Source organism: Myxosarcina sp. GI1 (assembly GCF_000756305.1).
GTDB lineage: Bacteria > Cyanobacteriota > Cyanobacteriia > Cyanobacteriales > Xenococcaceae > Myxosarcina.
Map to the genome: position 1 here is coordinate 343,637 of NZ_JRFE01000026.1, position 24,248 is coordinate 367,884.

A 24,248-nucleotide genomic window follows, 5' to 3' on the forward strand; every position below is an offset into this window, starting at 1 on the left:
TCAATTTGGCGATCGCTTTTTCACAAATTAAAATATTCTACTTTTTAAAAACCGATCCAACTTATTAAGTAAGCTCTCTGGCAGTAGCCAAGAGTAGCTAAACCTACCGTACCCAATAACCACAACCAACTGTAGTTACGTGGTGAAATTTGCCAGAAGCGAACTTTGCCATCTCCACCATAGGTGACAAGTAAATTTTTTTCATAGTTAGATGCAATATCAATAGTCTTCTCTTTATGTCCTCGAAACGTTTTAATTTTTTTTCCATCTTTAATACGCCACAAGCGAACACGCCCATGAGATGTTAAATAATAAGATGGGGCAGATACTAACAAACCTGATTTAAATTCAGCATAATACGAAGCAGCTATGTATTGACTATCAGGTGTAAACACGAACTCCATAAAATTTTCTTTTGCTGCATAGGTATCTATGGTATTCAGAAGTTTGCCATCTTCTATATTGTGTACATAAATTCTGTTCCTGATAATAGAGCCATTAGACGTAGATTCAAGAGAACTAGACCAAAATGCTACTAATTTACCATTAGGACTTAATTTAAGACAACGACCAGACTTTTCATTTGTATCCAATTGCAGAGTAAAAGTTTTATCTTTTAATCGATAGAGATACAATCCATCTTCATGTTTCTCTAAAGTCAATAGTTCTCCACGATTTTTTTCGATAACTGCAATAGGCATATCGTAAGGAATCAAACTTGACTCGCTAAGAATATAACTTTTTTGCTCGACAACATTCCAAACGTATAAAGTTGTCGGTGGTTGCTTCCTAGCCTGACTCACTGACACAACAATAGTTTGTCCATCAGAGGATACTGCTAAAACTCTGGAAGGACTATCTATATTTATGGAATCAACTAATTGACCATCACTAATACGCCAAACTTGTATTTGCCCTGTTTTGTTGCTGGCTGAAGCGAGTAGAGAGCCATCTGAACTCAGAACTACATTTTTAGAAGAAAAAACGTTTAAAGTTCTAATCAGTTCTCCATTAGATACCTTTCTAATCTCTACTTCTTGGGTATCGTTGTATCTGGTAGATGGTCTACCATCACGATTAATAAGCTTCTTACTGTTAATAAAAAAAGTTCCGTTAGGACTAAAGGTAATAAAGCGTAATTCTTTGGGTAATTGCCAGGTATCAACTGAATTTGAAAAACGAATTGGGTCAATAATCTGAAATTTCCAGCCTAAAAATAATAATAAACAAGTAGCAATAACAATCGCAATGTATTTTAATGCTAGAAAACTTTTAAAGCTTGGATTCAGAAAGATAAAACCTCCGAATAAAGAGCCTGAAATAATTCCCGAAATCCAGATAATGCCAATCCATAAAAAAGGAGTAAAATCAAAAGCAGGTGTTGTATTACAAATAATTGCTCCAGACAAATACCCAATAATTAAACCAGTTGTTCCTCCAACTAAACCACTAATAAATGACAAATAAAATATTTTAATAGATGATTCTAAATTATATTCATATATTAGACTTAATATTGCTAAAACAAATCCTGTTATGCCTGTTAAAAATATTGATGTTGCTATAACAATTACTATAATTTTTATCATCTTTTATACTTTTTAAAGTACTTGCTGGTTTAGCATAGGGTAGAAATAAAATTTTTTAGTCTGCAAAATACTACAGATAAATTAAAGTACTATTTGTCATACAAGCCATATTTACTTAACTATCAACCATGAACCAAGAACAATACAAACAAAAAATGCAGCGACGCAAGGAAGTTCAAGAACAGCGTCTGGCAGCAAAAAACCAAGAAAAAGGTTTGATTATTGTCAACACTGGTAATGGTAAGGGTAAGACTACGGCTGCTTTAGGAATGGTAATGCGATCGCTCGGACATGGCTATAAGGTGGCGATAATTCAGTTTATCAAAGGTGCTTGGGAACCAGCAGAAAAAGCAGTGTTAGCTAAATGGGAAGGGCAATTAGACTTTCACGCGATGGGAGAAGGGTTTACTTGGGAAACTCAAGATAAGGAAAGAGATACCCAAAAAGCGATCGCCGCTTGGGAACGAGGACTAGAATATATCATCAACCCCGAATATAAGTTGGTTTTGTTAGATGAAGTTAATGTCGCTCTCAAGCTAGGATATCTGGAAGTAGAACGAGTTATTGAAGGTTTAGCGAAGAAACCAGAAGATTCTCATGTAATTTTGACAGGCAGAGGCGCGCCTACCGAATTAATCGAGAAAGCAGATTTAGTAACTGAAATGACTTTAATCAAACACCCCTTTCGCGAGCAGGGAGTTAAAGCACAACCAGGAATCGAATTTTAAGCGCTCGCGCTTTTATCTATTGCCTCTCTTGGTGCGCGTTCCCTTGCGCCGTAAAACGACGCGGGGTCGCACCGCTATTCTCTAAAACAAATGTTGTCTATGCGATCGGTAACTATTGTAAGTTTTATGATTGAATAGAGATTTAACTTTATATTTTAAAGACTACAGACTCTATGTGTCCTGAAAGAACTTTACCTAAATTTGACTCTAGCAGCGTCAACCTTACCAAAGAAGAAGCTTTGGTGCTTTACGAAGACATGGTTTTAGGACGTTTGTTTGAAGACAAGTGTGCTGAAATGTACTATCGAGGCAAAATGTTTGGCTTCGTTCACCTCTACAACGGACAAGAAGCAGTTTCCTCTGGAATAGTCAAAGCGTTACGTCCTCAAGGAGATTATGTTTGTAGCACCTATCGCGACCACGTTCACGCTCTTAGTGCTGGAGTTCCTGCTAAAGAAGTAATGGCGGAATTGTTTGGTAAAGAAACGGGCTGCAGTAAGGGACGAGGCGGTTCGATGCACATGTTCTCTGCCGAACACGGGCTTTTAGGTGGTTATGCCTTTGTAGCCGAGGGCATTCCCGTGGCAACTGGTGCGGCATTTCAGAGTAAGTATCGCCGAGAAGCAATGCAAGATGAAAATTCCGACTCGGTAACGGTTTGCTTTTTTGGTGACGGGGCGAGTAATAACGGTCAGTTTTTTGAATGTTTGAATATGGCGGCTCTTTGGAAACTGCCAATTATTTATGTAGTAGAAAATAATAAATGGGCGATTGGCATGTCTCACTATCGCGCCACTTCACAGCCAGAAATTTACAAAAAAGCTAGCGTGTTCGATATGCCTGGTTACGAAGTAGACGGTATGGATATTTTAGCCGTCAACACTTTAGCCAAAGAAGCCGTTGCTAGAGCGAGAGCGGGAGAGGGACCGACTTTGATCGAAGCTCTAACCTATCGCTTTAGAGGTCATTCCCTAGCCGATCCCGATGAGTTGCGATCGCCCGAAGAAAAAGAATTTTGGGCAAAACGAGATCCGATTAAGAAATTTGCCGCATATATAACCGAGCGAAACTTAGCTAGTTCGGAACAATTAAAAGAAATAGACAGTCGAATTACTTCTCAGATAGATGAAGCGGTTAAATTTGCTGAAAGCAGCCCCGAACCGAATCCCGAAGATCTACGGCGTTATGTTTTTGCCGAGGACTAATTTATGGTTTGACAAGTAGCGAGTAGCGAGTTTTTCTTAATGCAGTAAAATTAGCTAAACATTTGCTATTCGCTACTTACTGTTTTGGTCTAGTCTTGGCGGTTTTGCCGTTCGATAGTATCAATAGCCGCATTAATGGCTGCCAATCGGGTCTCTAAATCATCGCGCATAGATTTAAGAAACTTAAGTTTGCGTTGACGGCGTTTTTCGGGGAAGTTAGATTCATAATCATAGCAAGAGTAATCTTTGAACCAGGGAAAAAACATTTTTATCTCCAGATGAAAATATAATCAAGAACATCAATTGGGTTGACCAGCGTATTGCTATACTTTTACTTTAAAATAATTTTCTCGTTCGGTTCTTTTTTACTGTTCGGCGATCGCTTTATAAATAACAATAATTACAATGGTTTTACTCTAAATGTCCTAACGAAATTCATCGGGCAATCGATCTTAAGAAATAATCCCGACAGTTAGTATTAAAAATGCAGAGTTATACATATTGTAGTATGAGTTATACTAAAATACCTTTTGTCTACCGAGCTGATATTAACAGCGAGATTTCGTTAGATAATAAATTTAGCTATTAAGATTTGATTGTCTATATGTCACAAACAGTTTGGATTGCCAGACACGGAAATCGTATTGATTTTGTCAACCCAGAATGGTTCGATACTGCTGAAAGACGTTACGATCCCCATCTTTCTGAGGATGGTTTTATACAGGCAAAAGAACTAGCACAAAGACTAAAACAAGAAAAAATCGAACATATTTTTACTTCACCATTTTTACGTACCATTCAAACTGCTAATGAGGTAGCACAAGTATTAGACTTGCCAATCAAAATTGAGGCGGGTTTGAGTGAATGGCACAATTCTGAATGGATGAATGAAGTTCCCGAAACTCATCCTAAAGAACTGTTAAAAGCAGAATTTCCTCGCCTTGACTGGAGTTATCAATCGCTGCTCACTCCCCAATATCCAGAAACAGAAGCCGAGGTAAATCAACGCACTGCTGAAACTGCTAAAAGGCTAGTAGCAAAATATTCTGAAAATTTGCTAATAGTGGGACATGGTGCTTCGGTATGGGGTGCTACTAAGGGTTTAATTCCAGAATATCCAGTCTTTGAAGTCTCTTTATGCTGTTTGGTCAAAATAGTTCGTAACGGTGATAAGTGGCAGCTAGAACTATGTGGCGACACTTCCCATTTGAGTCAAACAGAAACTACAGTGCGCTTAAATTAAACCGCATCTAATTTGAAATTAAGAGTTTTTTGAGTTGTCTGTTCGAGGCAAGAGGCACACAAATGTCGTGTGCCGATTCGCATTCGCGGGCGGCATAAACTGTCAAGGCAATAAATTACATCACAAAAGTAGAACTATAGTTTTCTATGCAGACGAAATATAGTACGCAAATTTAGCTCTAATATCTATGTTTCATAACAAAAATACAGTTTCAGTATTTCAGTTGTAATTATTTGATTTTAATGGTAATCTTTTAACAAATATAAAATATATATAAAAAATCTAAAAATACTTACTTTATTACGATACTAAAAAAAGTTATAGATAATAAATAACTTAAAGTTGCAAATAATAAATAACTTAATAGCAGTAACTTACCTTAAGTAATGTAGCTAGCCTAGTCAATGGAAAATGTAGTTATCAAACCCCTTGGTCGAGTTTTAGAACTAGCTGGATTGATTTCAGATTTTCAAATTCGTCAAGCCTTAGAAATTCAAGCACAAGGCGCTGAAGTTAAGTTTGGAACTATTTTGGTATCATACGGCATACTCAAGCAACAAACCGTAGATTTTTTTGCCGATGAGCTACCTAAGTTATTACAGCAACCTAAAACACAACCTTTAGGTTATTACCTTCAAGAAGCTGCTCTAATTGAATCTTGGCAAATAAAAAGCCTACTCGAAGAACAAAAGCAAACTGGAATGCTTTTAGGAGAGTTAATAGTAAAAAAAGGATGGTTGAGCCAAAAAACTCTTGATTTTTTTCTGCAATATTTAACTAAAATTGAACAACACAAACAACTATTGCTGCCTTCATATCGAGGAATAATTAAATCGCTACATTTAGAAAATAAAGCTGCTTCTCCCTATTCGTTACTTAGAGAAGTTTCTGACTGGACGGGCGGACATCCTTTATTAACGCAACAGCTATGTAAAATCATTTCCGATTCTAACTCTTTTATTCCTGATGGAATGGAAGCTATTTCGGTTAGAAAGCTGGTAAAAGTTAGAGTCATTCGTAACTGGGAAACTCAGGTTTTCGGTGAGTATTTAAAACCGATTCAAGAGCATTTGTTAAATAATACAGTTTGTCTTCCTCGAACCTTACTAAATTTATATTTACAAATTTTGCAGCATGGAGAACTAACCGTGCCTTCAAGTTTAGCCACACAAGAATTAATTAAGTCAGGCTTAGTAATAGAACGTAAAAATAAGTTACAAGTGTCCAATCGAATTTATCAGTCTATTTTCAATCGAGATTGGGTTGAAAAGCAACTAATAGCTATAGAAGAAAAACCATACAAGCTAAATAAAGCTAGAAGAAACAGGTTAAACTACAAAATTTTGGCAGCAAATAAAATTGAAAATGAACCCCTCACCAAAATAGCGGCATTAACTATTTTATCGGCAATTTCACTCATTTCACCTTTGATAATTATTATCAATAATTCGCAGCAGCGACTCGCGAAAGTAGATAATAGTATTCCGCTTCAGACTTTATCAGCCTTTTGTACCGAGCCAATTCCTGCTGACTTCAGCGACAGAGAAGTTTGGCGTAATGAATTAGCGCGAGAAAAACAGAGTTTGTCCAGGCAGTTTCCCGATAGTTGCCAGAACAACCTCGACAAACTAAACGTTTTAACTGCCATACAGTTAGGCAAAGACAACCGCGTACTCGACGGAGTTAACAATCTCTGCCAAGTTAGTGAGACTTCTAGAAGTTACCCTCAAGCTCAATTTTGGCTGAATCGTTGGTACAATTCCGCTCAGTGGGGCAATCATACTAAAACTTATTTGCGATCGCTCGGCAATTGTCCAGTAGCAAAAAATCTTTCAAGAGAATAATTTAAATTCGGTAGTTAGTCTAACTATAAAAAGTACCGTCACTACCTCTAATTTCTTCTTCTACCGACACTCTCAAAGCTTCTTTGGCAATTTTTAAATATTTAATTAACCATCCCAAAGGAGATTGAGGATTCAGTCTTTCAGATTTATAAATGTTTCTATATACGTGCGATCGCGCTATTTTGTAGCGATTTTCTGCTGGCGATCGCTTGAGACGTTCGTTGCTAAGTTCAATTAGATAGAGAATAATACCAATTCCCAGCCAAAATATTAAAGAAAGAATTATTGTTACGGTTAGAACCGAGAGAGAACCAATTAATTGAGCTAAAATTTGCTCGACTCGATCTACCTCCCATTCGATATAAGGTGGCAACCTATTGACAAATAAGCCTGCTGCTAGCGTGCCCCAAATGCCACAACCAAGATGAACGGGAATAGCTCCAACAGGATCGTCAATTCGATAAAATTCTATCAAAGCTTCGAGCAGGATGATACAAAAACCACTAACAGCACCAATAAACATCGCAATGCCCAAAGATACATAAGCAGAAGAGGCGGTAATTCCTACCAAACCACCTAAGATTCCGTTGATTACTAAAGGTAGTGCTGGCTTATTAAGACGTAAACCTCGCAACAGCAAAACAAATACCCCGCCTGAAGCCGCAGCAATCATCGTTGTTGAAATAACGTGAGGTATATGAGCTATTGCTTTTACCGAACCACCATTAAATCCCAGCCAACCAAGCCAAAGAATTAAACAGCCCAAAGCTGAAAAGGTAAGATTGTAGGCAGTAAATTGTTTGGGTTCTGCGGTAAATTGCTCTGTATCGATCGAATTGGGATCGTAGCCATTCCAGCCTATTCTAGGACCGAGAAGCATTGTTCCTATTAAACCAGCCATCCCGCCAACCGAGTGAACTACAGTCGAACCAGCAAAATCGAGAAAATTGAGATTTATCGCCAACCAGCCATCGGGTCCCCAAACCCAACGACCTGTTATCGGATAGGCAATTCCTACCAAACAAAAACTAAACCAAAAAAAAGCCCAGAACTTAATTCGTTCTGCAACGATGCCAGAAACAATCGTAGCTGCTGTCCCTGCGAAAACTAGTTGAAAAATAAATACTCCTAAAAAAGACTGTCCTGGGTAGAGTGTGGCTAAACTCTCAAATCCAGTAGGAAAAGCGTTGTTAAAAGGCAGCGCGAAGGTTTGAAAACAAAAACCAGATTGACCCCAAAGGGAATTACCATCGCCAAACATAATTCCAAAACCAAACCACCAAAAAGCAAGAATGGAAACACAAAAAACAATCAGGTTTTTGGCTAAAATATTGACCGCGTTGCTAGTCTGACAAAGACCCGCTTCGAGCATAGCAAACCCCGCATTCATAAAAAACACGAGTATAGCCGCTACTAATAGCCAAACAATACTTAAATAATCATATTCATTCTGGTTTGGGGTTTGTGCTATGGCTATTGGTTGATGGTACAAAGCCAAAACTAAACCAACCAAAAATAAGCAAAAATACCGACAAATGTGTCGGAAACTAAATAAATTTAACAATAGCAATCTTAGATATAAAGTTAGACGGATATACTTGGCAAAATTGAGCGGAGGCGGACGGCAAGGACAATACAACTAATTAGTAGAATACAATACTTTTAGTAGACTATCGAGTTACTTTTTTATCCCTATTTTTCAATCTTTTTAGCTAATTGTTCGATAATGGCATCCGCTTCACCTGCTAACCAGCGAGCAAAACGTCTAGCTAAAATTGGTGCAAAAACTAAAGTACTAGTAAACCCAGAAAAAAGCTGAATGCCAGTAAAAGGTTGAAGTTTGCCCGCTAAAGCAATAGCCCTGTCGTTAAAAGCTACCAAACAATGATGGTAAGTTCCTGGGATTTTTTCTAATGCGGGTAATATGTTGTTTACTTGTTGCCTAATTTTAGCTTCCTCTGCTGCTGCATCGAATTTAGCATGAGGATTGCTAGTAATAGTGCTGATTTGCCCCAGACACAAGCTACCGTCTAAAAATTGCACTACACCAGCATCGAGAATCGAACGAGCTTCATTTTTCTCTTTACCGTTATCAAAGACTAGATCTCTAGCAGCAGCTTCTAAAGCAAACCTTTGCTGAATGGCTGGCATAACTATAGTCTGTAGTTCGAGCTTGACGGGGGGAGTAGTAATAAGCTGGGCGTGGGTAAAATAGTTATCGACCTCGATCCCCGTTTGCAGGAGTAAAGAGCGCGTTAAACCTCCTGCACAAACTATAGTATTGGCAGCATAATAAGTATTTAGCTTGGTTTCAACTCCTAAAATTCGCTGGTTGTCTCTGACGAAATCGATCGCCCGTTCGTATTTTATTTCTCCGCCGTTACGCAAACAGGCTTGTAAATAAACTTCGGTAGTTTTCTGGGCGTGGATGTGTCCGTGTGGTAACTGGAGGCATCCTGCGATCGCGTCTGGATTTAATAGGGGTTCTAGTTCACAGGCTTCTTTAACGCTGAGTAGTTGGGGTTTTGTCGCAAAGCGATCGTAAGTTTTAGCTATAGCTTGCGGATCTGCATCGCGATCGATAGTTAAAACTAGATCTAGCTCTCTAAATTCTGTATCTTGACCTAATTCTTCCGTAAGCTGGCGATGTAGCTCGATTCCTTCTCTACCTAACTGTCTGGTTAATTCATCCGTTCCCGACCAATAAGCCAACCCCCCATAACTATATACGGTAGCATTATCGGGAATGGGATCTTTTTCTAACACCAACACCTTAAACTTTTGTTGGCTGAGTTCGTAAGCTAGCGATGCGCCAGAAATTCCCGCGCCAATTATAATCCAGTCATAGGTCATTATTTTTTTGTTCTTCCAATTCTGCTTTTGCCTGTTGCCAAAGAGTTTCTAGTTCGTCAATGTCACAATCGTTTAAAGGACGCGAAGCAGATTGCTCCATCAGTTTTAACCTGCTAATAAAGCGGCGGTTGGTTCCCTGTAAAGCTTCAAAGGGATCGAGATCGTACCAGCGTGCGACATTGATTATTGTAAACAATAAATCTCCTAATTCTGCTTGCTGATGTTCTTTATCTTCAGCAGTCAAAGCCTGTTTGAATTCTGCTAACTCCTCATCAAACTTCAACCAAACTCCAGCAATATTTTCCCATTCAAAACCCGCTGCTGCTGCTTTTCTAGAGATTTTCATGCCCGCCATTAGAGGCGGTAGGCTACGAGCATAACGCTCTAATTTGCGACTTAGTAATTGTGCCTGTTCTGGGGTTATCCCTTTTTCTAAAGCCTTAATTTGTTCCCAATTCTGATTGACCTCAGCCGCACTATTAACTTTAATATCGCCGAATACATGAGGATGACGGCGAATTAGTTTTTCTGTAATTCCCTCTGCTACTTCTTCTAAGGTAAAATCATCCCGTTCGCTAGCGATTTGTGTTTGTAAGATTACCTGTAGCAGCAAATCTCCCAATTCTTCAGCGATCGCATCTTTGTCGCCACTATTAATAGCATCTACCACTTCGTAAGCTTCTTCAATGACATAAGGGACTAAAGTTTGTGGCGTTTGCGCCAAATCCCAGGGACAACCACCATCGGGCGATCGCAACTGCGCTACTACCTCAATTAAACGCTGTAAAGCGACTAATACCGAACTATAAGTTGCCGATTGAAAACTCATCTTATTTTATTAAGAAAGCAAAACATACTTCTATAAGATAAAGCTTTTTCTGATTATATGCGATCGCGCTCTGCGCGCTGGCTGAGACCGAAGGACTTGCTACGCAATCGCCAATCGCTTAAATCTTAATTTTGCTATTTAGTAATACCATAAGCTTACGTTAAGGCGTTTGCCAAATACGCTGGTGGTAATCTTTTGGTTGAGCGTAAGGGTCGCTATGACTATGATTATGATGGTGTCCGTGATGATGATGTCCGTGATGGTGCCCTCCATCTTCTGCGATCGCAGAAAGGCGAAACTTACACATTTCACAATTCATTGCTACCTTACCCAACTGTGCCTCTATTTCTCGCTCTCTCATCACCTCTAACAGCTGCGATGCAATACCCATTTCTGGCAAACAAGTAAAATCTATGTCTGGATATTGCTCTTGTTGTAAAGCGGTAATGTTATAAATCTTTTCCATTAAGGTGCCTGTAAACAAAAAATACGGCAAAACGATAATGCGTTTGGGTTGGTATAAATAAGCTCGTCTAAAACCTTCTTCCAAACGGGGATGGCTAATGCCAATAAAGCAAATTTCTACCGTCTTGTAGCCACTACCTTCCCAAACTATTCTGGCTAGCTTGCAGACATCGCCATTAGCATCGGGGTCGCTAGAACCACGCCCGACAAACAATAGTACGGTGTCGGAACGAGAAATCTGATGCGGATTATGTTGTGGTGTATCCAAGTCTGCTAGCCGATCGCGCCATAGTTCTAGAATCTTGGGATTGATGCCAAAATGACGACCGTAACTAAAGTTTAACTGTGGATAGAGCGATCGCGTCCTGTCTAATTCGTTAGTTACGTCAAATTTATTATGTCTGGCAGCAAATAGTAAAATTGGCAGTGCAGTAATCTCTGTATAGCCTCGTTCGACACAGGCTGCTACTCCCTGTTCTATACTCGGTTCGGTCAATTCTAAAAAACAGGGAATTACGGGGCGAGAAGTATCTAATTGTTGGTAGATGTTTACGAAATCGAGGAAAGTTTGTCTGCCTCGTTGATTTCTCGTACCGTGTCCGATCGCCAGTAAAGGTCTGTTGTGTGGTAGTGGTGGTAATTGAAGTGAGTTAAATTTAGTTGCGGAATTGGCAATAACCATCTATTTTATTTAGCTCCAGTTAGTCGAAGTGATGAATTTTTGGTTTATTTGCAGAAATATTATTAACTTTTGGGCAGGGCAATGTCTTGCCCGTAAAGCAGTTCTCGCGTAATTAATTATTAGTGCGATTACCAAGATCTAAATAGTTATAGATGGTAAAGCGTGAAAAAAAATCGTAGCCAGATAATTGTTAATTAAAGCTATAAAAAGATCGATCATCTGTACCTCGCAGATATACGTATGAGTAAGTGGACTGTATTTATCGGCGGGCATTCTGACTAAGAGATTTTTTTTATCCAATCCCATCACAGTTGCGGGACAGCGTTGGATTTGCACCAAACTTTCCCCTTTACTTTTGATGGCTGTTCCCCATCAAAACCGATTTTTATATTGTAGACTTAATGCGATCGCAAAAAAACAAAAATTAAGTTTAGATTTTAGCGTTGCATATTTACAGGATAATTTTCGATTATCTATTTAAAAACTTTCTTTATCTGTCATCTAGATTTTATTTTATAGCACTTGTTACTTGCTACTTTTGCTCCATCATCCCATTATCATGCAACGCCTAGATTTTACTCGCCAGCTGACCAAGGCTTGAGAAAATCGGCATAGAGAGTCAAGCCACCGTCAATAAATATAGTTTGTCCTGTAATGTAAGAAGCATCATCAGAAGCCAAAAAAGCGGTTATGGCTGCCATTTCTTCGGTATTACCTGTTCTACCTAAAGGAATATGGCTGACAATCTTTTGTTTCTTTTGAGGATCGTTAGACCACTCATTGATCGGTGTTTCTGTTGCCCCTGGAGCGATCGCATTAACTCTAATGCCTTTGGGTGCATATTCTAATGCTAAGGTTTTAGTCATGTTTTCCATGCCCCCTTTACTCATCGAGTAGCTAACATATTGAGGACGAGGAATAATTTCGTGGACGCTGGAGACGTTGATAATAATGCCGCCATTACCGCGCTCTAAAAAATGTTTGATTACTTCTCTAGCACAGAGAAAGCTGCCTCTAAGATTGACGGACAATACTTTATCTAAGTCATCTGCTGAAAGCTTGTGAGAATCGGCAGCGATTTGAATACCAGCATTGTTTATTAAAATGTCTATGCTACCAAATTTGCTAATTACCTCATCGCACATTCTAATAATATCTTGCTCTTGAGAGACATCTCCTTCTACCCGCATTTCTTTGCCACCGCAGCCTTTAACCTGAGAACACATCTCCTCAATTAGCTTTTCGGTATCCTCGGCTTTTTCTGGATCGTTGCGATAGTTAATAGCAATATTAGCTCCCTCTACAGCAAAACGGGCGGCGATCGCTTTACCAATCCCCGAAGTTGCACCCGTCACTAAGACGTTTTTTCCTTTTAAACCTTTCATTATTTCAATTAAGCGTACGTGGAAGCTATTATTTTACAAATTTGACTAAACCTATTTAATTAAAGCCAGGTAGTTAAGAAATCTTGCTGAAGTTATAAATTTAGGCTTTAGAACTACTTATCCACTTAAACAACAATACTAAAACTACCGCACTGGCACTACCCATTGCTACGGCAGCAATCGCAAAATTATTCCAGTTACGAACGGCGATCGCTACTGCTGCCCAAACAAACACTCCGCCATAGGCAAAATTAGTTTTGGGTGTAGCTGCGGCAATGGTAATTAATGCCCCAATTATCACCATAATTATCGTCCAAACTTGAGGACTGAGACCCCAACCGTTCCACTCCCAAGTGGTTAAAACAGTTGCTCCATTGACGATTGTAGCGACGTTAATCCATGCTAGATAAATACTGAGGGGATAGTAAATTAACCATTTTTGCCTGAAAGAGAAAGTGCGATCGCTTCTCAACAAACGCCAGTATCCACCAATTAGAGGCAATAAAATCGCCAACATCAATACAAAAGACCAGGTAAACTGACGGTTTAAAAAGCAAAATACCCAAATAATCTGTGCGATTGAAGCGATCGCCACCGAATAGCCGATTTTTTGTAGCAAAGGATCGTATTTTTCTGAAGGTAATACCTGATTGATGGCAAAACCAATCAAACCCAAGTAAATTAAGCCCCAAATGGCAAAGGCATAATTAGCAGGAGTAATTAAAATATTGCTAAAGAGTTCGTTGGAGATTTCGCCAATAGTCAATCCCTGGGGAGGACTAATATTTGCCCAGACATTAGTACCAAAAGCTGCAATGACAAATACTAAATTAACTATCTGTCGCAGCGAGGGTTTTTTACTTTTCGAGCGAGGGCGAACGTCCATGAGTAATTACAATTGCTACCCTTTAATTTTGACACAAGCAAAATAAGCTGTTACGCATTGATTTCTATTTTCTCTCATAACGAGCTATACAGGGAGTTCCCCAGGCTATTTGTCTGTTAGGAATATCGCGAAAGACGCTACTTCTGGCACCGATAACGCTGTTAGCACCAATTGTCACTCCAGCACCAACAAAACAGTCCGTAGCGATCCAGGCTCCATTACCGATATGAATTGGTTTGATAATTAGGTCAAAAGAAATCTTATTAATATCGTGACTACCAGTACAAAGATAAGACTTTTGAGAAACAACTGCATGACAACCAATTTCGATGCGATCGACACTGTATAAAACTACATCATCGCCGATCCAGCTAAAGTCACCAATAGTTACATTCCAGGGATAGGTAAAACGAGCGGTTGGACGAATTATTACGCCTTTGCCTACTGTCGCTCCAAACAAACGCAAGAGCCAACAGCGAAAACCATTTAAATTATGCAAGCTAAGAGGAAAAGCGATCGCCTGAACTAACCACCAAAGAATTACATACCAGTTAGCCCTGCCGCGATCGCATTGAGAAGAGTCATACAAACGCAAATCTACTAGCGGCTTGGCATCTAAAACTGGAGTTAACTTATTGGCACTTTGGGTAGTCATCGCTCGAACAACATCGTTAGAGTATTCCGTCACAACGTTAACATCGACATCGCCAAACGAAAACCGTTAAATAGAGATTATCAAGACAAATCCAATCTCGACCAGGATAAATTGTTTTCTTGCCAGTGCCAACGTAACAAATTGGCTGGTTGTCCGACTGCCAGTCCTGGTAAAGCAATCGCTTTTCGAGGAGATTCTGTAGCTGTGGCGATCGCACTCTCTACATTGCAAATACCCCACTCGGCTAGATTTTTGACTCCTGCCAGTAAGGGTAAAGTCGTTCCTGCCAGAGTTCCATCTGCTAGCTTGGCAGTACCGTTAGTTACTTTTATTTCTCGTTCGTCCCAGGGATAGACTCCATCGGGTAAACCTATAGGTGCTAGAGCGTCGCTTACTAAAAAAATACCTTCTTCGTTACTGGCTCGCAGCAAAATCTTTAGCATGGTCGGACAGATGTGATTGCCATCGGCAATTAAGCCACAGTGTACTTTAGGATTCATTATTGCCTCTCCTAATAGTCCTGGCTGGCGATGATGCAAACCAGGCATGGCATTAAAGGCGTGAGTTACCATCGATGCTCCTCGTGCAAAGGCGGTTCGTGCTATTGCTGCGGTAGCTAGAGAGTGTCCCAAGCTTACTACGATGCCGCGTTCTACTAAATATTCGATGGCGCGATCGCTTTTATCTAGTTCTGGTGCGAGGGTAATAACTTTGATTAGCTGACTGTAATCACCCAATACTTGTTTGATATTTTCAATAGTTAAGGGTAATAAATGTTGTTGCGGATGCGCGCCGCGCTTTTCGTAATTGAGAAATGGACCTTCTAAATGTACTCCTAAAACTTTAGCCGTATTGGCTACTGTTGTTTGTTCGTCAATAAATTTGGCAATCGTCACTAGCGATCGCTGTATTTTTTCGACTGAGGTAGTAACGATGGTCGGTAAAAAACCATCAATTCCTTGCGACCATAAAAAGCTACATATTTTGTCTAATTTAGCTAGATGGGAAAGTTCTAGATCGGGAAAAGCTAAACCCAATCCCCCGTTGATTTGTAGATCGACTCCACCTAAAGATAGCCAATCTCCAGCAATATCGATTGTTCGCTCTGAGGTTTCATTAAGAGTTTCTATGCCTAAAAACTCTATAGGGTTAATGGCGCAGATTATCCCCTTGCTGTCTATTTCAATTTGCTGTAGGTCTGGATTTTTGGGGAATCGAGCATTGATAATGCGAACACTCATCATTTCTTATGCTGCCATCTGGCATAATCGTGCAACAAAACTTAGCACCCTCTAAATTAGCGCGATCGAGTCGAGCATTTTTTAGATTGGCATGGCGCAAGTTTGCCCATACTAGCTGTGCGCGATGAAGATTGGCATTTTGTAAATTTGCACCACTTAAATTAGCATGATTTAAGTTTGCCTTGCATAAGTTGGCATTAAACAAATCTGCCTCGATTAAACTGGCACGATATAGGTTAATTTCTCGCATATCTGCACCGTAAAAAACACCATTGTTTAAAAAAGCGAGATCGAGATGGGCTTTTCTCAAATTTGCCTGATAGAGATTAGCATCGCTCAAATTAATTCCAGTTAGCTCTGCTTTTTGCAAGTTGGCATTTTGCAGTGCAGCATGAGAAAAATTTCTTTCTCCCAAATTGAATAGTTTTTTTAGCTCTTTTAATTCTAAGACTTCTGTTTTCCAGAACTGATGTTTGCTCATAATCAAACTATATTTTTAAAGGCAAAATTAAAATTGTTAATAAATTTTTGATTATATATATAACTTTAAATAAAGTTTTATTTTTAATAGTTTTATTTTTAACAGTTATTTACAGCAGTTTTTAGATCGATCGAGCATACATCCAAAGCGGACTGAAATCGCCAACACTATTAATACCTAGAGCGCGATCGGTCTAAAGTGTATTTGATGCGCTCGCAAGCTGCTGTATATGTAATGTAAGTATATTAACAATCGCTCGAATTTCTAGAACGAAAAATAAAACAAACTTAATTTTATGCTTAATAAAAGTACAATAAAATATATTTGGCTTAAATTTTATAAACAATATTTACGGCATTTTTCAGAGCGAGCAAGTATAAATTCAAACAGAACGGCGATCGCCAAGTTTCTATCGAGCAAAAATATCAAAATCTCAATTGATATTCAATTCTTCCTTCACTTCCTACTTGGTCTTCTACTCCGCTAAATCCTAGTCCGCTAATTCCATATCTATAAGTCCCTCTTATTGTAGAATTTTTATCTATTTCGTAGATGCCCTCTAAATAGGGAAAAAGCCGTAGATAGTCCAGACCGGCCTTTTTACCCAGGCTTACTACTTGATTGTCAAAAGATTTCAGACCTCTTCTGACAACAGGTTCTACAACAAACTGAGTAACTTGCTGAGACAAATCACTTTGACCGCTATTTTGCAGTTGCTCGGCAAAAGCTATAAACTGATCGCCTAAAAGACTGACGATTTCTCCCTGACTGCGAGTCGGGATGCTAGTAAGTTCGACCGCTGGGGAGTTAATAATTTGGCTATTTTGTTCGTCGTTTAGAGCGATGTCGTTAAAACAAGTCGTAAGTCGGTTTAACTCGGCTTCAGTATAATATTGAGGAGTTGTAGCTAGAGGAGCGTTATTAGGGCGAATAATACAGTTGGTATTTGCCTGTCCTAAGTCAGGTAAAATTGCTTCAGTTTCTCCGTCTATGTTCAAAAATATGGTGATTAAATCGCTACGACCTACTTGAGAAATAGGATCGCTTATTTCATTTTGTCCCGCTTCTGCCAAACGCGCCCCTCCTTGTGGTTGTGAAATTTCAGACTTCATTTGAATATCGAGATAGGGATTGAACAGACCCGCTTCGGGAGTAAAAACGAGGGTATTATCACGGTTATCTGCTAACACAAATTTAGTATTTAGCAAGTCTACGCTAGCATCTGTCAGATTTATCGTACCTTTGGGAATAATATTGGTTGGTTGGTCGGCGGTACCGTTGAGGGTTAGATCGCCGTCAACCTGAAAATAATAGACAAAAGTTTGTTTGAGCGCGAGGTCGTTGAAACTAATTTGTAAATCGTTTAGTTTGGTTACAAATGAGGAACTAGCATTGCTACTACCGCTAGTGTTTGTACCTTCTACAACAATATCCGTAGCATCTTCACTAATAACGGGAGTAGTAGCAGCAACGACGCGATCGTTTCTCAATTTGACAATTTGTTCTGCTGTAGTCGAATCATTTTTGGGAATGGATACCGTACCGTCTTTAAGAGCTACTCGACCGCCAATTGTTGGCTCTAATGCTGCCCCCGTAACTGTAACTTCTCCTGCCACATCTCCTTTATATAACTGTTCGATCGCAATTTCGCCTTCGGGAATATTTACAGTAAGGGGCTGTTCTAAATTATTAACGGCAGTAAGAATTGGTAACGAACCCGAAACCGACAAGTCTTTTTCGGCAAAAGTACCGTTCATAGTTTCGACATTGACAATTTGATTGTCAATAGTTATTTTCCCACTACCTTTAAACGGTGCGGAGAAAAACGGCGTTTCCAAGGCAACTTCAGCCTGGTTTAGATTGACTACTCCGTTGGCATCAAGATCGTAAAGTACCTGTTCGCGGTCTAAATCCAAACGGGCGTTAGCTTCTAACTGGGCATCTCCTTCACCATCTACCCAGCTAAGATAACCCTGGCTAAAAGCACCTAAAAGAGTAAAGGCTTCAGTAGTTAAGTCTGCTTTGGCAGTAAGGCGATCGTTTTCTCCTGGGACAATGGGATAGGGGATGCTCGCATCAACTTGAATAGAAGAAGGTTGAGTAGTTTCAAAGTCTAATTTTTCGCCGCCATAGTTAAAATTACCCGCGATTGTAGTTGGTAAAATATTGCCGTTAAAAGCACCGTTGGTAAAAGTAATTGTTCCTGCAATGTCGGGCAGAGGTAAAGTACCTTCTATCGAACCTTCAGCATTAATTTCTCCCGACACATCGACGGGTATATTAACAAAGTTAGCAATGTTGTCTACTGTCAGATTTTCTACTTGGAAGTCAGCGTCTTGACCGTCTGGTGAGAGTTGACCAGACAATGACAAGACGGCATCTTGTACCTGTACCCTGGCTTCTTCTACGTTGGCTACCGTACCTTCTAAACCTCCTCGAATTAGTACTTCGGGAATGGCGATAAACTCTCTTTCTTCTTTGACTAAACCTAAAGGTTGGACGAGGCTCACGTATGCTGGTTGGGGTTGCCACTGCCAGTTATTGCCCTCGACGTTATAGCTGGCTTGGGGGGTGGATATCGTACCGCCAAAAGTAATTTCTCCTGTATATCTGCCCTGAATATCTAACTGAGTCGGTACTCCCCCCGCTTCTCTGGCGGCAGCTATTTCCTGTAAGCGATTTTCGGCGCGGCGTAATTTGAGCAGTTTCTCGGCGATCGCCTCTCCAACGGTTTCTCTTTCTGGAGCGGGACGAACTGCTTCGACGCTAGCATAATCGGGAGTATTAAATAGTGTGGTTAAGTCTTGGATAGTAAACCAGCGAAAAGTAGTTAAAACATCCTGAATATATGCCTCTGGTATGCCCAATCTGCCATCGATCGCGCCTGTTTGTAAATCTAAAGCAGCGTTTAAATTATAGCGGCTGTTATCGAGATCGAGAGAAGCCGAACTAATTTCAGCTATGTTTTGGGCGGGATTATAAGCAAAATTAGCGTTAAAGCGATCTGCTTGAATATAGCCCACCCCAGGACGCTCTACTGCAATTTCGCCATCGGTGGCAAAATTATAGAGGTTAAATGCCACATCTCCTGTTGCCTCACCTCCTAGCGCACCTTGAATGCCCGCAGCTTGACCAGGGGCGAGATTAAGTACGGCTAGAGGAAAATTGACGATATTAAGATCGAAAACGTCGCCCCGTTTGTTACCCGTAGCGATAACTGGTTCGGCAGTATCTTCTCCCTGACGTAATTCTAAACTAGTAGGAATGTAGGGCAGCTTACAGTCACTTCTGGTACAGGGTTCGGCCGAAGCGGCGATAACGTCTTGTTGCCCTTGTAAATTGAGGGCGATGATTTCTCCCGTTCTGACGTTAACATCACCTGCCATCACGGGGTCGAATACTACATCATTAAATGCCAAATCTTGAAGGCGCAAGTTGCCCGTTAAAGCTACATTGCCTGGTTCTGTGGGAGCAGAAATTAAGTTTTGTCCTTGAAACTGTCCGTCAAATACGGCATCGCCGCGAAGATTGACGCTATTGGCTATTAGCTCGTTATTTTGCGTGGTTTGAGCGACGATTTGGTCTATGGGCAGGCGATCGAAATCGACATTAGCATTGACATCTAAATTGGCGTTGGCAACATCGAGATTGCTGGTAATTTCGGAAAGCGTGAAATTACCGTTGGCACTAATATTTTGGACTCCCGACTGGATGTCGGCACGACTGACGGTAACGGGAACGTTAATTTGGTTATTAATTACAGGATCGATCGCCCCAGATAAGTCTACTTGGGCATTAATATTGTCTGTTCTTATCCCAGAGAGATTTTTAGGGGCAAACTTATCTATAAGTAAAGCCGAACTAATACCCACCGCGTCAACATTGGCTTGCCACTGGTTATTGTTTAAATTGGCGATCGCATCTACTCTACCTTCGGCAACGGTAAGATCTGCATTTACATCGGCAACGATACTACTTAAATCGGGATCTTTGGCAAAGGTTAGCAACTGTTCTAATCTGGCGGAAAGATCGATATTGCTGGAGTTAAGATTGGCAGGAACGGGTAAAGCGGGGGCAAAGCGATTGAGATCGATACTGCCAGTTCTAACATTAGCTTGTAAATTACCCCGATTTATTTGGCTGTCTACCGCTACGGTTTCGCCATCTACGCCTAACTGTAAATCGGCATCGGCGTTGAGGCTGTTGAGATTGGGATTTTTAGCATAAGATAATAATTCTTCTACCTCGGCGTTAAGGTTAATGTTGCCCGATCGCAGTATGGTTTCAACGGGTAGACTATTTACTAAGTTGTCTAAGGGAATACCGCTAGTGGTAGCTCTAGCTTGAAGATTACCTTCATTTAATTGGCTGTCAACTGAAACATCGCCGCCGTCTATAGCTAACTGTAAATCTGCTGCTCCCTTAATTTTATCCAGATTTAGTTGGTCTATCCTACCGTTTAGATTGACATCGGCATTGTTAAGGGCAATGGGACGCTCTAAATTGAGATTGGAATTTTGAAACTGAGCTAGATAGGGAGTTAGATATAAATTGTCTGCATTGAGTTCTGCCTGCCATTGTTTGTTATCTAAATTGGCATCGGCAGTAACTTCAACTTCTCCCTCACCAATATTTAAGCTGGTATCCCGTAGCCACAGTTCATTGTTAGAAAATAAAATCGCTCCCGAACCGTAAATAGCTTCGGCTGTGGTTTCGGGTTCTGGTAGTCGCCAGTTCACTACAGCTTCTGGTTTGGCTACCGTACCTCGAACTTCGCCAGTAGCATTAAGATCGCCTACTGCCACCTCTTGGGGAAATTGATAGTAAGGTCGTGCTAATTTTTCTGTGGGCAATTCTGCCTGAAAATTGAACTCAACAGGCATTTGAGAGGTATCTATCTGACGATCTTCTTCTAAAGCCTCTTTGATATTGGTTTCGATAACTCCTGCGGCGGTAACTGCTCCCCCAGCAACGGGAGTTATCTCCAGATTTTCTAAGACAATTTGACTTAGATCGGCAGTAAAGTCGGCAGCGACGGTTTCAAACTGAGTTTTATCGACAACTAAAGTTCTGGTGTTGTTAAATTTTCCAGTTACTAAGGGATCTTTAATCGCTCCCTCTACCTGTAGTTGAGCGGTAACTTCTCCTCCCAAATTTACGGGCAGTTGGGCTTTTATCGGTTGGGGAATACTAGCCAGGCTAAAAGGCTGTACTTCAACATTTAAATCGTAACCAGTATCTAAATTTACCTGACCTGCAACCTGAGCGACAATATCTCCTAAAGTAGCTTGAGTGTTAGTAACTTGGGCATCTCTCCCGCCAAAATCGAGTTGCGATCGCGCCGACACTGGTGCATCTAAATTGGTTGCTTCTCCAGACACGTTCTGTAAACTAACCATTCCCTCAACATTTGCCGAGGTAAATTCTTCAAAGGAAGGAATATCAATATCTAAATCGGCATTCAAAATACCGCTATCGAGAGCGACTGGGGAGTTAGGTAATAGCGTCGTTACGTCGGATAGAGCCAAGTCTTCTACTAATAACTTGGTGTCGCTTTTGCCAGTTTCTAAAATCGTTTCGCCCTGTAAAGTGGCTGTAGCCTCTTGAATAGTCGCATCTAAATCGTAGGCGATTAACTGTTCTCCGCCCTGGTTATATTGTCCGCTACCGTCTACCGTTACTTCTATTGGTTCCTGGTTATAAGGTACGGCGGTAATATCTGCTTCCTCGATCTCCGCACCGACATTAAATTTAAGCAGAGGTTCTTTTTTTTCTTTTTGCTGTTGGGGTAAAAAGTCTAAATTTAACCACTCGCCATCGGCATTTTCTTCTACATAAACTTCAGGCTGTACCAAACTGACATCGACGGGGAGAGTCTGGCGAAAAATGAGATTAGAAATAACGGCAAACAAATTCCAATCGACCTCAATTTCCTCAACACTGAGGTTATCTGGATCGGTTTCGGTAGCTGGTAGAGTAGTTTCGCCTACGGTAATACCGCTAAACAGAGAAAAGCTCTCAACTTCGCCAACATCAATCGGGCGATCGATAAAATTGCTAATCTGAGTTTCTAAAAAGGGCGACAGTTTGTTTTTAGCTAAATACTGAATTCCCCAATAACCTAAACCTGCCAATGCCGCGATCGCTACAACTCCAACCGTTGCTTGCTTTGGCGTGGGTTTTAATTTTTGTAACCAATGCTTGATTCGATTCTCTTTGTCGGGATCGGGATTGGGCGGTCGATTATCTAGAGATGTCATGGTTTAATCACCATAAAGCCTATAAATATAAATAACGTATTAGTGCGAGATATAACGGAGAACTGTGCAATAGAGATTTTAGAAAATTAAAGACTAGAAAAAAATTTTATATTTTTTTATGTTTACTTACTTATATCTAAGTACAGAATTAAAACAAAATCTTAACACGACCTTAAAAGTACAGCTTCTGGCTAATCCTTCAAATCCTTAATAAGTATTTATACAGATTGATTTACCAACCGAGCCAGACGTTTAAAATAAATTGCTCGTTGACCAAGGCTTCTGCCTTGAAAAAAAGAAAGATGGCAGACGGATTTTTAAGAAAGAAGTAGGAAGGAACAAAGAAGATGTTATTTACATCCTTCATCCCTCTTCCCTCAAACTTCTTCCTTCGTTTTGGCAATATACAATCGTGGAACGATCGCGATTTTTACACTAGGATTTTAAAAATTGTTTTTGTCGTTTTACGATAGCCTATAAACATAAAAAACTAGAATATTTTTGTATATAAGGAGTTAGAAGCGATCGCCATGAGAATGCTACACACGATGCTCAGAGTTGGCAATCTAGAAGAATCAATTAAGTTTTATTGCGATGTTTTAGGGATGAAACTACTACGCCAAAAAGACTATCCAGGTGGTGAATTTACCCTGGCTTTTGTCGGTTATGGCGACGAATCAGACCACACGGCTATCGAACTTACTTATAACTGGGGCAAAGAAGAATACGATCTCGGTGATGCTTATGGACACATCGCTCTAGGAGTAGACGACATTTACGGCACTTGCGAAAAAATTAAAGCTCTTGGCGGTAAAGTCAGCCGCGAACCAGGTCCAATGAAACACGGCACCACCGTAATTGCTTTTGTAGAAGATCCTAATGGTTACAAAATCGAGTTGATTCAGCTAGGAACTCAAGGTTCGGCGAAAAAAGAAGAACTAGCGGAACAAAGTGCGTAAATAAAGAATTTTGTTTGATTGAGATTTTAACGAATTAATTGAGTATTACAAGGGCGTTTGTTAATTCTCAAGCAGAAAAAATACGAAGCGATCGCCAATTAGCTTTGCCTCATTTAAAACCATGGCGATCGCTTTTGTAAATCGTTTTTGTAAATTGAGCGATCGCGAGTTAGTACGGACAATATTGTTAAACTTGAATAAACTCAGCAATAGCACGAGGCAAGTTTTAATGAATACTGTAGTGCTGAACCTAGAACCAATTGCACGTTTGACCGACGAACAGTTTTACCAGTTGTGTATTGCCAATCGCGATTTGAGTTTGGAAATGAGTGCCGAGGGAGAACTAATCGTCGTTCCACCAGTGGTAGGAGAGATCGGCAATCGCGAAGCAGAGCTAATTACAGATTTAAATATTTGGAATCGTCAGACCAAATTGGGTAAGGTATTTAGTTCTTCGACTATTTTTATTCTTCCTAACGGTGCTAAACGTTCTCCCGATGCTGCCTGGGTAAAATTGGCACGCTGGGAAGCGTTAACTTCAAAACAGCGCAAAAAATTTCCTCCACTCGTTCCCGATTTTGCGATCGAATTGCGTTCCGAGTCAGATAGACTGACAACATTAAGAGAAAAGATGGCGGAGTACATCAATAATGGTTTGCGTTTGGGTTGGCTAATTAATCTTCAAGATGCCGAAGTGGAAATATACCGACAAGGACAAGCTGTTGAGATAATATCGATGCCAGCAATTATTAATGGAGAAGACGTTGTACCTGGTTTTGAGCTACAGGTATAGTTTCAAGAGAGCGTACTCTGTACCTCATTCACCAATGAACAATGAGCAGTTTAAAGTTAGTAAATGAAAAATTGTTCATTGTAGTTCTGTTCATTGCTCATTGATAAATCGCGATCGCATTTAACAGATTTACCCTTGTAAGGTAGATTT

General features: G+C 40.2%; 18 protein-coding genes and 1 riboswitch. Of the genes, 6 read left to right on the forward strand and 12 right to left on the reverse strand.

Going from position 1 to position 24,248, the window contains the following annotated elements:
• Positions 1-44 precede the first annotated feature (44 nt).
• Positions 45-1,589, reverse strand: a complete 1,545-nt coding sequence (locus tag KV40_RS21860; RefSeq protein WP_036485959.1) for a WD40 repeat domain-containing protein — start codon at positions 1,587-1,589, stop codon at positions 45-47.
• Between the two features lie 128 nt (positions 1,590-1,717).
• On the opposite strand from KV40_RS21860, the gene cobO reads away from it, so the two are divergent.
• Both cobO and pdhA read left to right on the forward strand, forming a co-directional pair.
• Positions 1,718-2,317, forward strand: coding sequence for a cob(I)yrinic acid a,c-diamide adenosyltransferase (gene cobO, locus KV40_RS21865; protein WP_036485961.1), 600 nt, complete (start codon positions 1,718-1,720; stop codon positions 2,315-2,317).
• Positions 2,318-2,490: 173 nt separating this feature from the next.
• Complete coding sequence (gene pdhA, locus KV40_RS21870) at positions 2,491-3,522, forward strand: pyruvate dehydrogenase (acetyl-transferring) E1 component subunit alpha (RefSeq protein ID WP_036485963.1); 1,032 nt, start codon at positions 2,491-2,493, stop codon at positions 3,520-3,522.
• 89 nt (positions 3,523-3,611) lie between these two features.
• On the opposite strand, the gene KV40_RS35820 is transcribed toward pdhA, so the two are convergent.
• Positions 3,612-3,788, reverse strand: a complete 177-nt coding sequence (locus tag KV40_RS35820) for a hypothetical protein (RefSeq protein ID WP_172657319.1) — start codon at positions 3,786-3,788, stop codon at positions 3,612-3,614.
• Positions 3,789-4,126: 338 nt separating this feature from the next.
• On the opposite strand from KV40_RS35820, the gene KV40_RS21875 reads away from it, so the two are divergent.
• Positions 4,127-4,765 (forward strand): histidine phosphatase family protein, encoded by a 639-nt coding sequence (locus tag KV40_RS21875; protein ID WP_036485965.1) that lies wholly within the window; start codon positions 4,127-4,129, stop codon positions 4,763-4,765.
• Between the two features lie 404 nt (positions 4,766-5,169).
• The gene (locus KV40_RS21880) at positions 5,170-6,609 is read left to right on the forward strand and encodes a hypothetical protein (RefSeq protein WP_036485967.1); all 1,440 of its coding nucleotides are present in this window, start codon (positions 5,170-5,172) and stop codon (positions 6,607-6,609) included.
• A gap of 19 nt (positions 6,610-6,628) precedes the next feature.
• Here the strand turns inward: KV40_RS21880 and KV40_RS21885 are convergent, their stop codons facing one another.
• The 10 genes from KV40_RS21885 to KV40_RS21935 all read right to left on the reverse strand — a co-directional run bounded on the left by KV40_RS21885 (position 6,629) and on the right by KV40_RS21935 (position 22,346).
• Positions 6,629-8,122 (reverse strand): ammonium transporter, encoded by a 1,494-nt coding sequence (locus KV40_RS21885; protein WP_253274345.1) that lies wholly within the window; start codon positions 8,120-8,122, stop codon positions 6,629-6,631.
• A gap of 179 nt (positions 8,123-8,301) precedes the next feature.
• On the reverse strand, positions 8,302-9,465 hold the full coding sequence (locus tag KV40_RS21890) for an FAD-binding oxidoreductase (protein WP_156114111.1): 1,164 nt from the start codon (positions 9,463-9,465) through the stop codon (positions 8,302-8,304).
• On the reverse strand, positions 9,452-10,291 hold the full coding sequence (mazG, locus tag KV40_RS21895) for a nucleoside triphosphate pyrophosphohydrolase (protein WP_036485970.1): 840 nt from the start codon (positions 10,289-10,291) through the stop codon (positions 9,452-9,454). The genes KV40_RS21890 and mazG overlap by 14 nt, the downstream gene beginning before the upstream one ends.
• Before the next feature lie 160 nt (positions 10,292-10,451).
• Positions 10,452-11,438 (reverse strand): sirohydrochlorin chelatase, encoded by a 987-nt coding sequence (locus KV40_RS21900; protein ID WP_036485971.1) that lies wholly within the window; start codon positions 11,436-11,438, stop codon positions 10,452-10,454.
• Between the two features lie 246 nt (positions 11,439-11,684).
• Positions 11,685-11,836, reverse strand: a riboswitch (cobalamin riboswitch).
• 177 nt (positions 11,837-12,013) lie between these two features.
• A complete protein-coding gene (locus tag KV40_RS21910) occupies positions 12,014-12,823 on the reverse strand; it encodes a glucose 1-dehydrogenase (protein WP_036485973.1) in 810 nt (269 codons plus the stop codon).
• 100 nt (positions 12,824-12,923) lie between these two features.
• Positions 12,924-13,709: a hypothetical protein gene (locus tag KV40_RS21915; RefSeq protein WP_036485974.1), complete on the reverse strand. Its 786-nt coding sequence runs from the start codon at positions 13,707-13,709 to the stop codon at positions 12,924-12,926.
• Between the two features lie 64 nt (positions 13,710-13,773).
• Positions 13,774-14,364, reverse strand: coding sequence for a hormogonium polysaccharide biosynthesis acetyltransferase HpsU (gene hpsU, locus KV40_RS21920; protein ID WP_036485976.1), 591 nt, complete (start codon positions 14,362-14,364; stop codon positions 13,774-13,776).
• Positions 14,365-14,444: 80 nt separating this feature from the next.
• On the reverse strand, positions 14,445-15,608 hold the full coding sequence (nagA, locus tag KV40_RS21925) for an N-acetylglucosamine-6-phosphate deacetylase (protein WP_036485978.1): 1,164 nt from the start codon (positions 15,606-15,608) through the stop codon (positions 14,445-14,447).
• On the reverse strand, positions 15,547-16,086 hold the full coding sequence (locus KV40_RS21930; protein ID WP_052055821.1) for a pentapeptide repeat-containing protein: 540 nt from the start codon (positions 16,084-16,086) through the stop codon (positions 15,547-15,549). Before KV40_RS21930 ends, nagA begins: the two co-directional genes overlap by 62 nt.
• Positions 16,087-16,511: 425 nt before the next feature.
• Positions 16,512-22,346, reverse strand: a complete 5,835-nt coding sequence (locus KV40_RS21935) for a translocation/assembly module TamB domain-containing protein (RefSeq protein WP_036485980.1) — start codon at positions 22,344-22,346, stop codon at positions 16,512-16,514.
• Between the two features lie 530 nt (positions 22,347-22,876).
• Between KV40_RS21935 and gloA the strand changes: the two genes are divergently transcribed.
• The gene (gene gloA / locus KV40_RS21940; protein ID WP_036485982.1) at positions 22,877-23,305 is read left to right on the forward strand and encodes a lactoylglutathione lyase; all 429 of its coding nucleotides are present in this window, start codon (positions 22,877-22,879) and stop codon (positions 23,303-23,305) included.
• 229 nt (positions 23,306-23,534) lie between these two features.
• Complete coding sequence (locus tag KV40_RS21945) at positions 23,535-24,098, forward strand: Uma2 family endonuclease (protein ID WP_036486062.1); 564 nt, start codon at positions 23,535-23,537, stop codon at positions 24,096-24,098.
• Positions 24,099-24,248 lie beyond the last annotated feature (150 nt).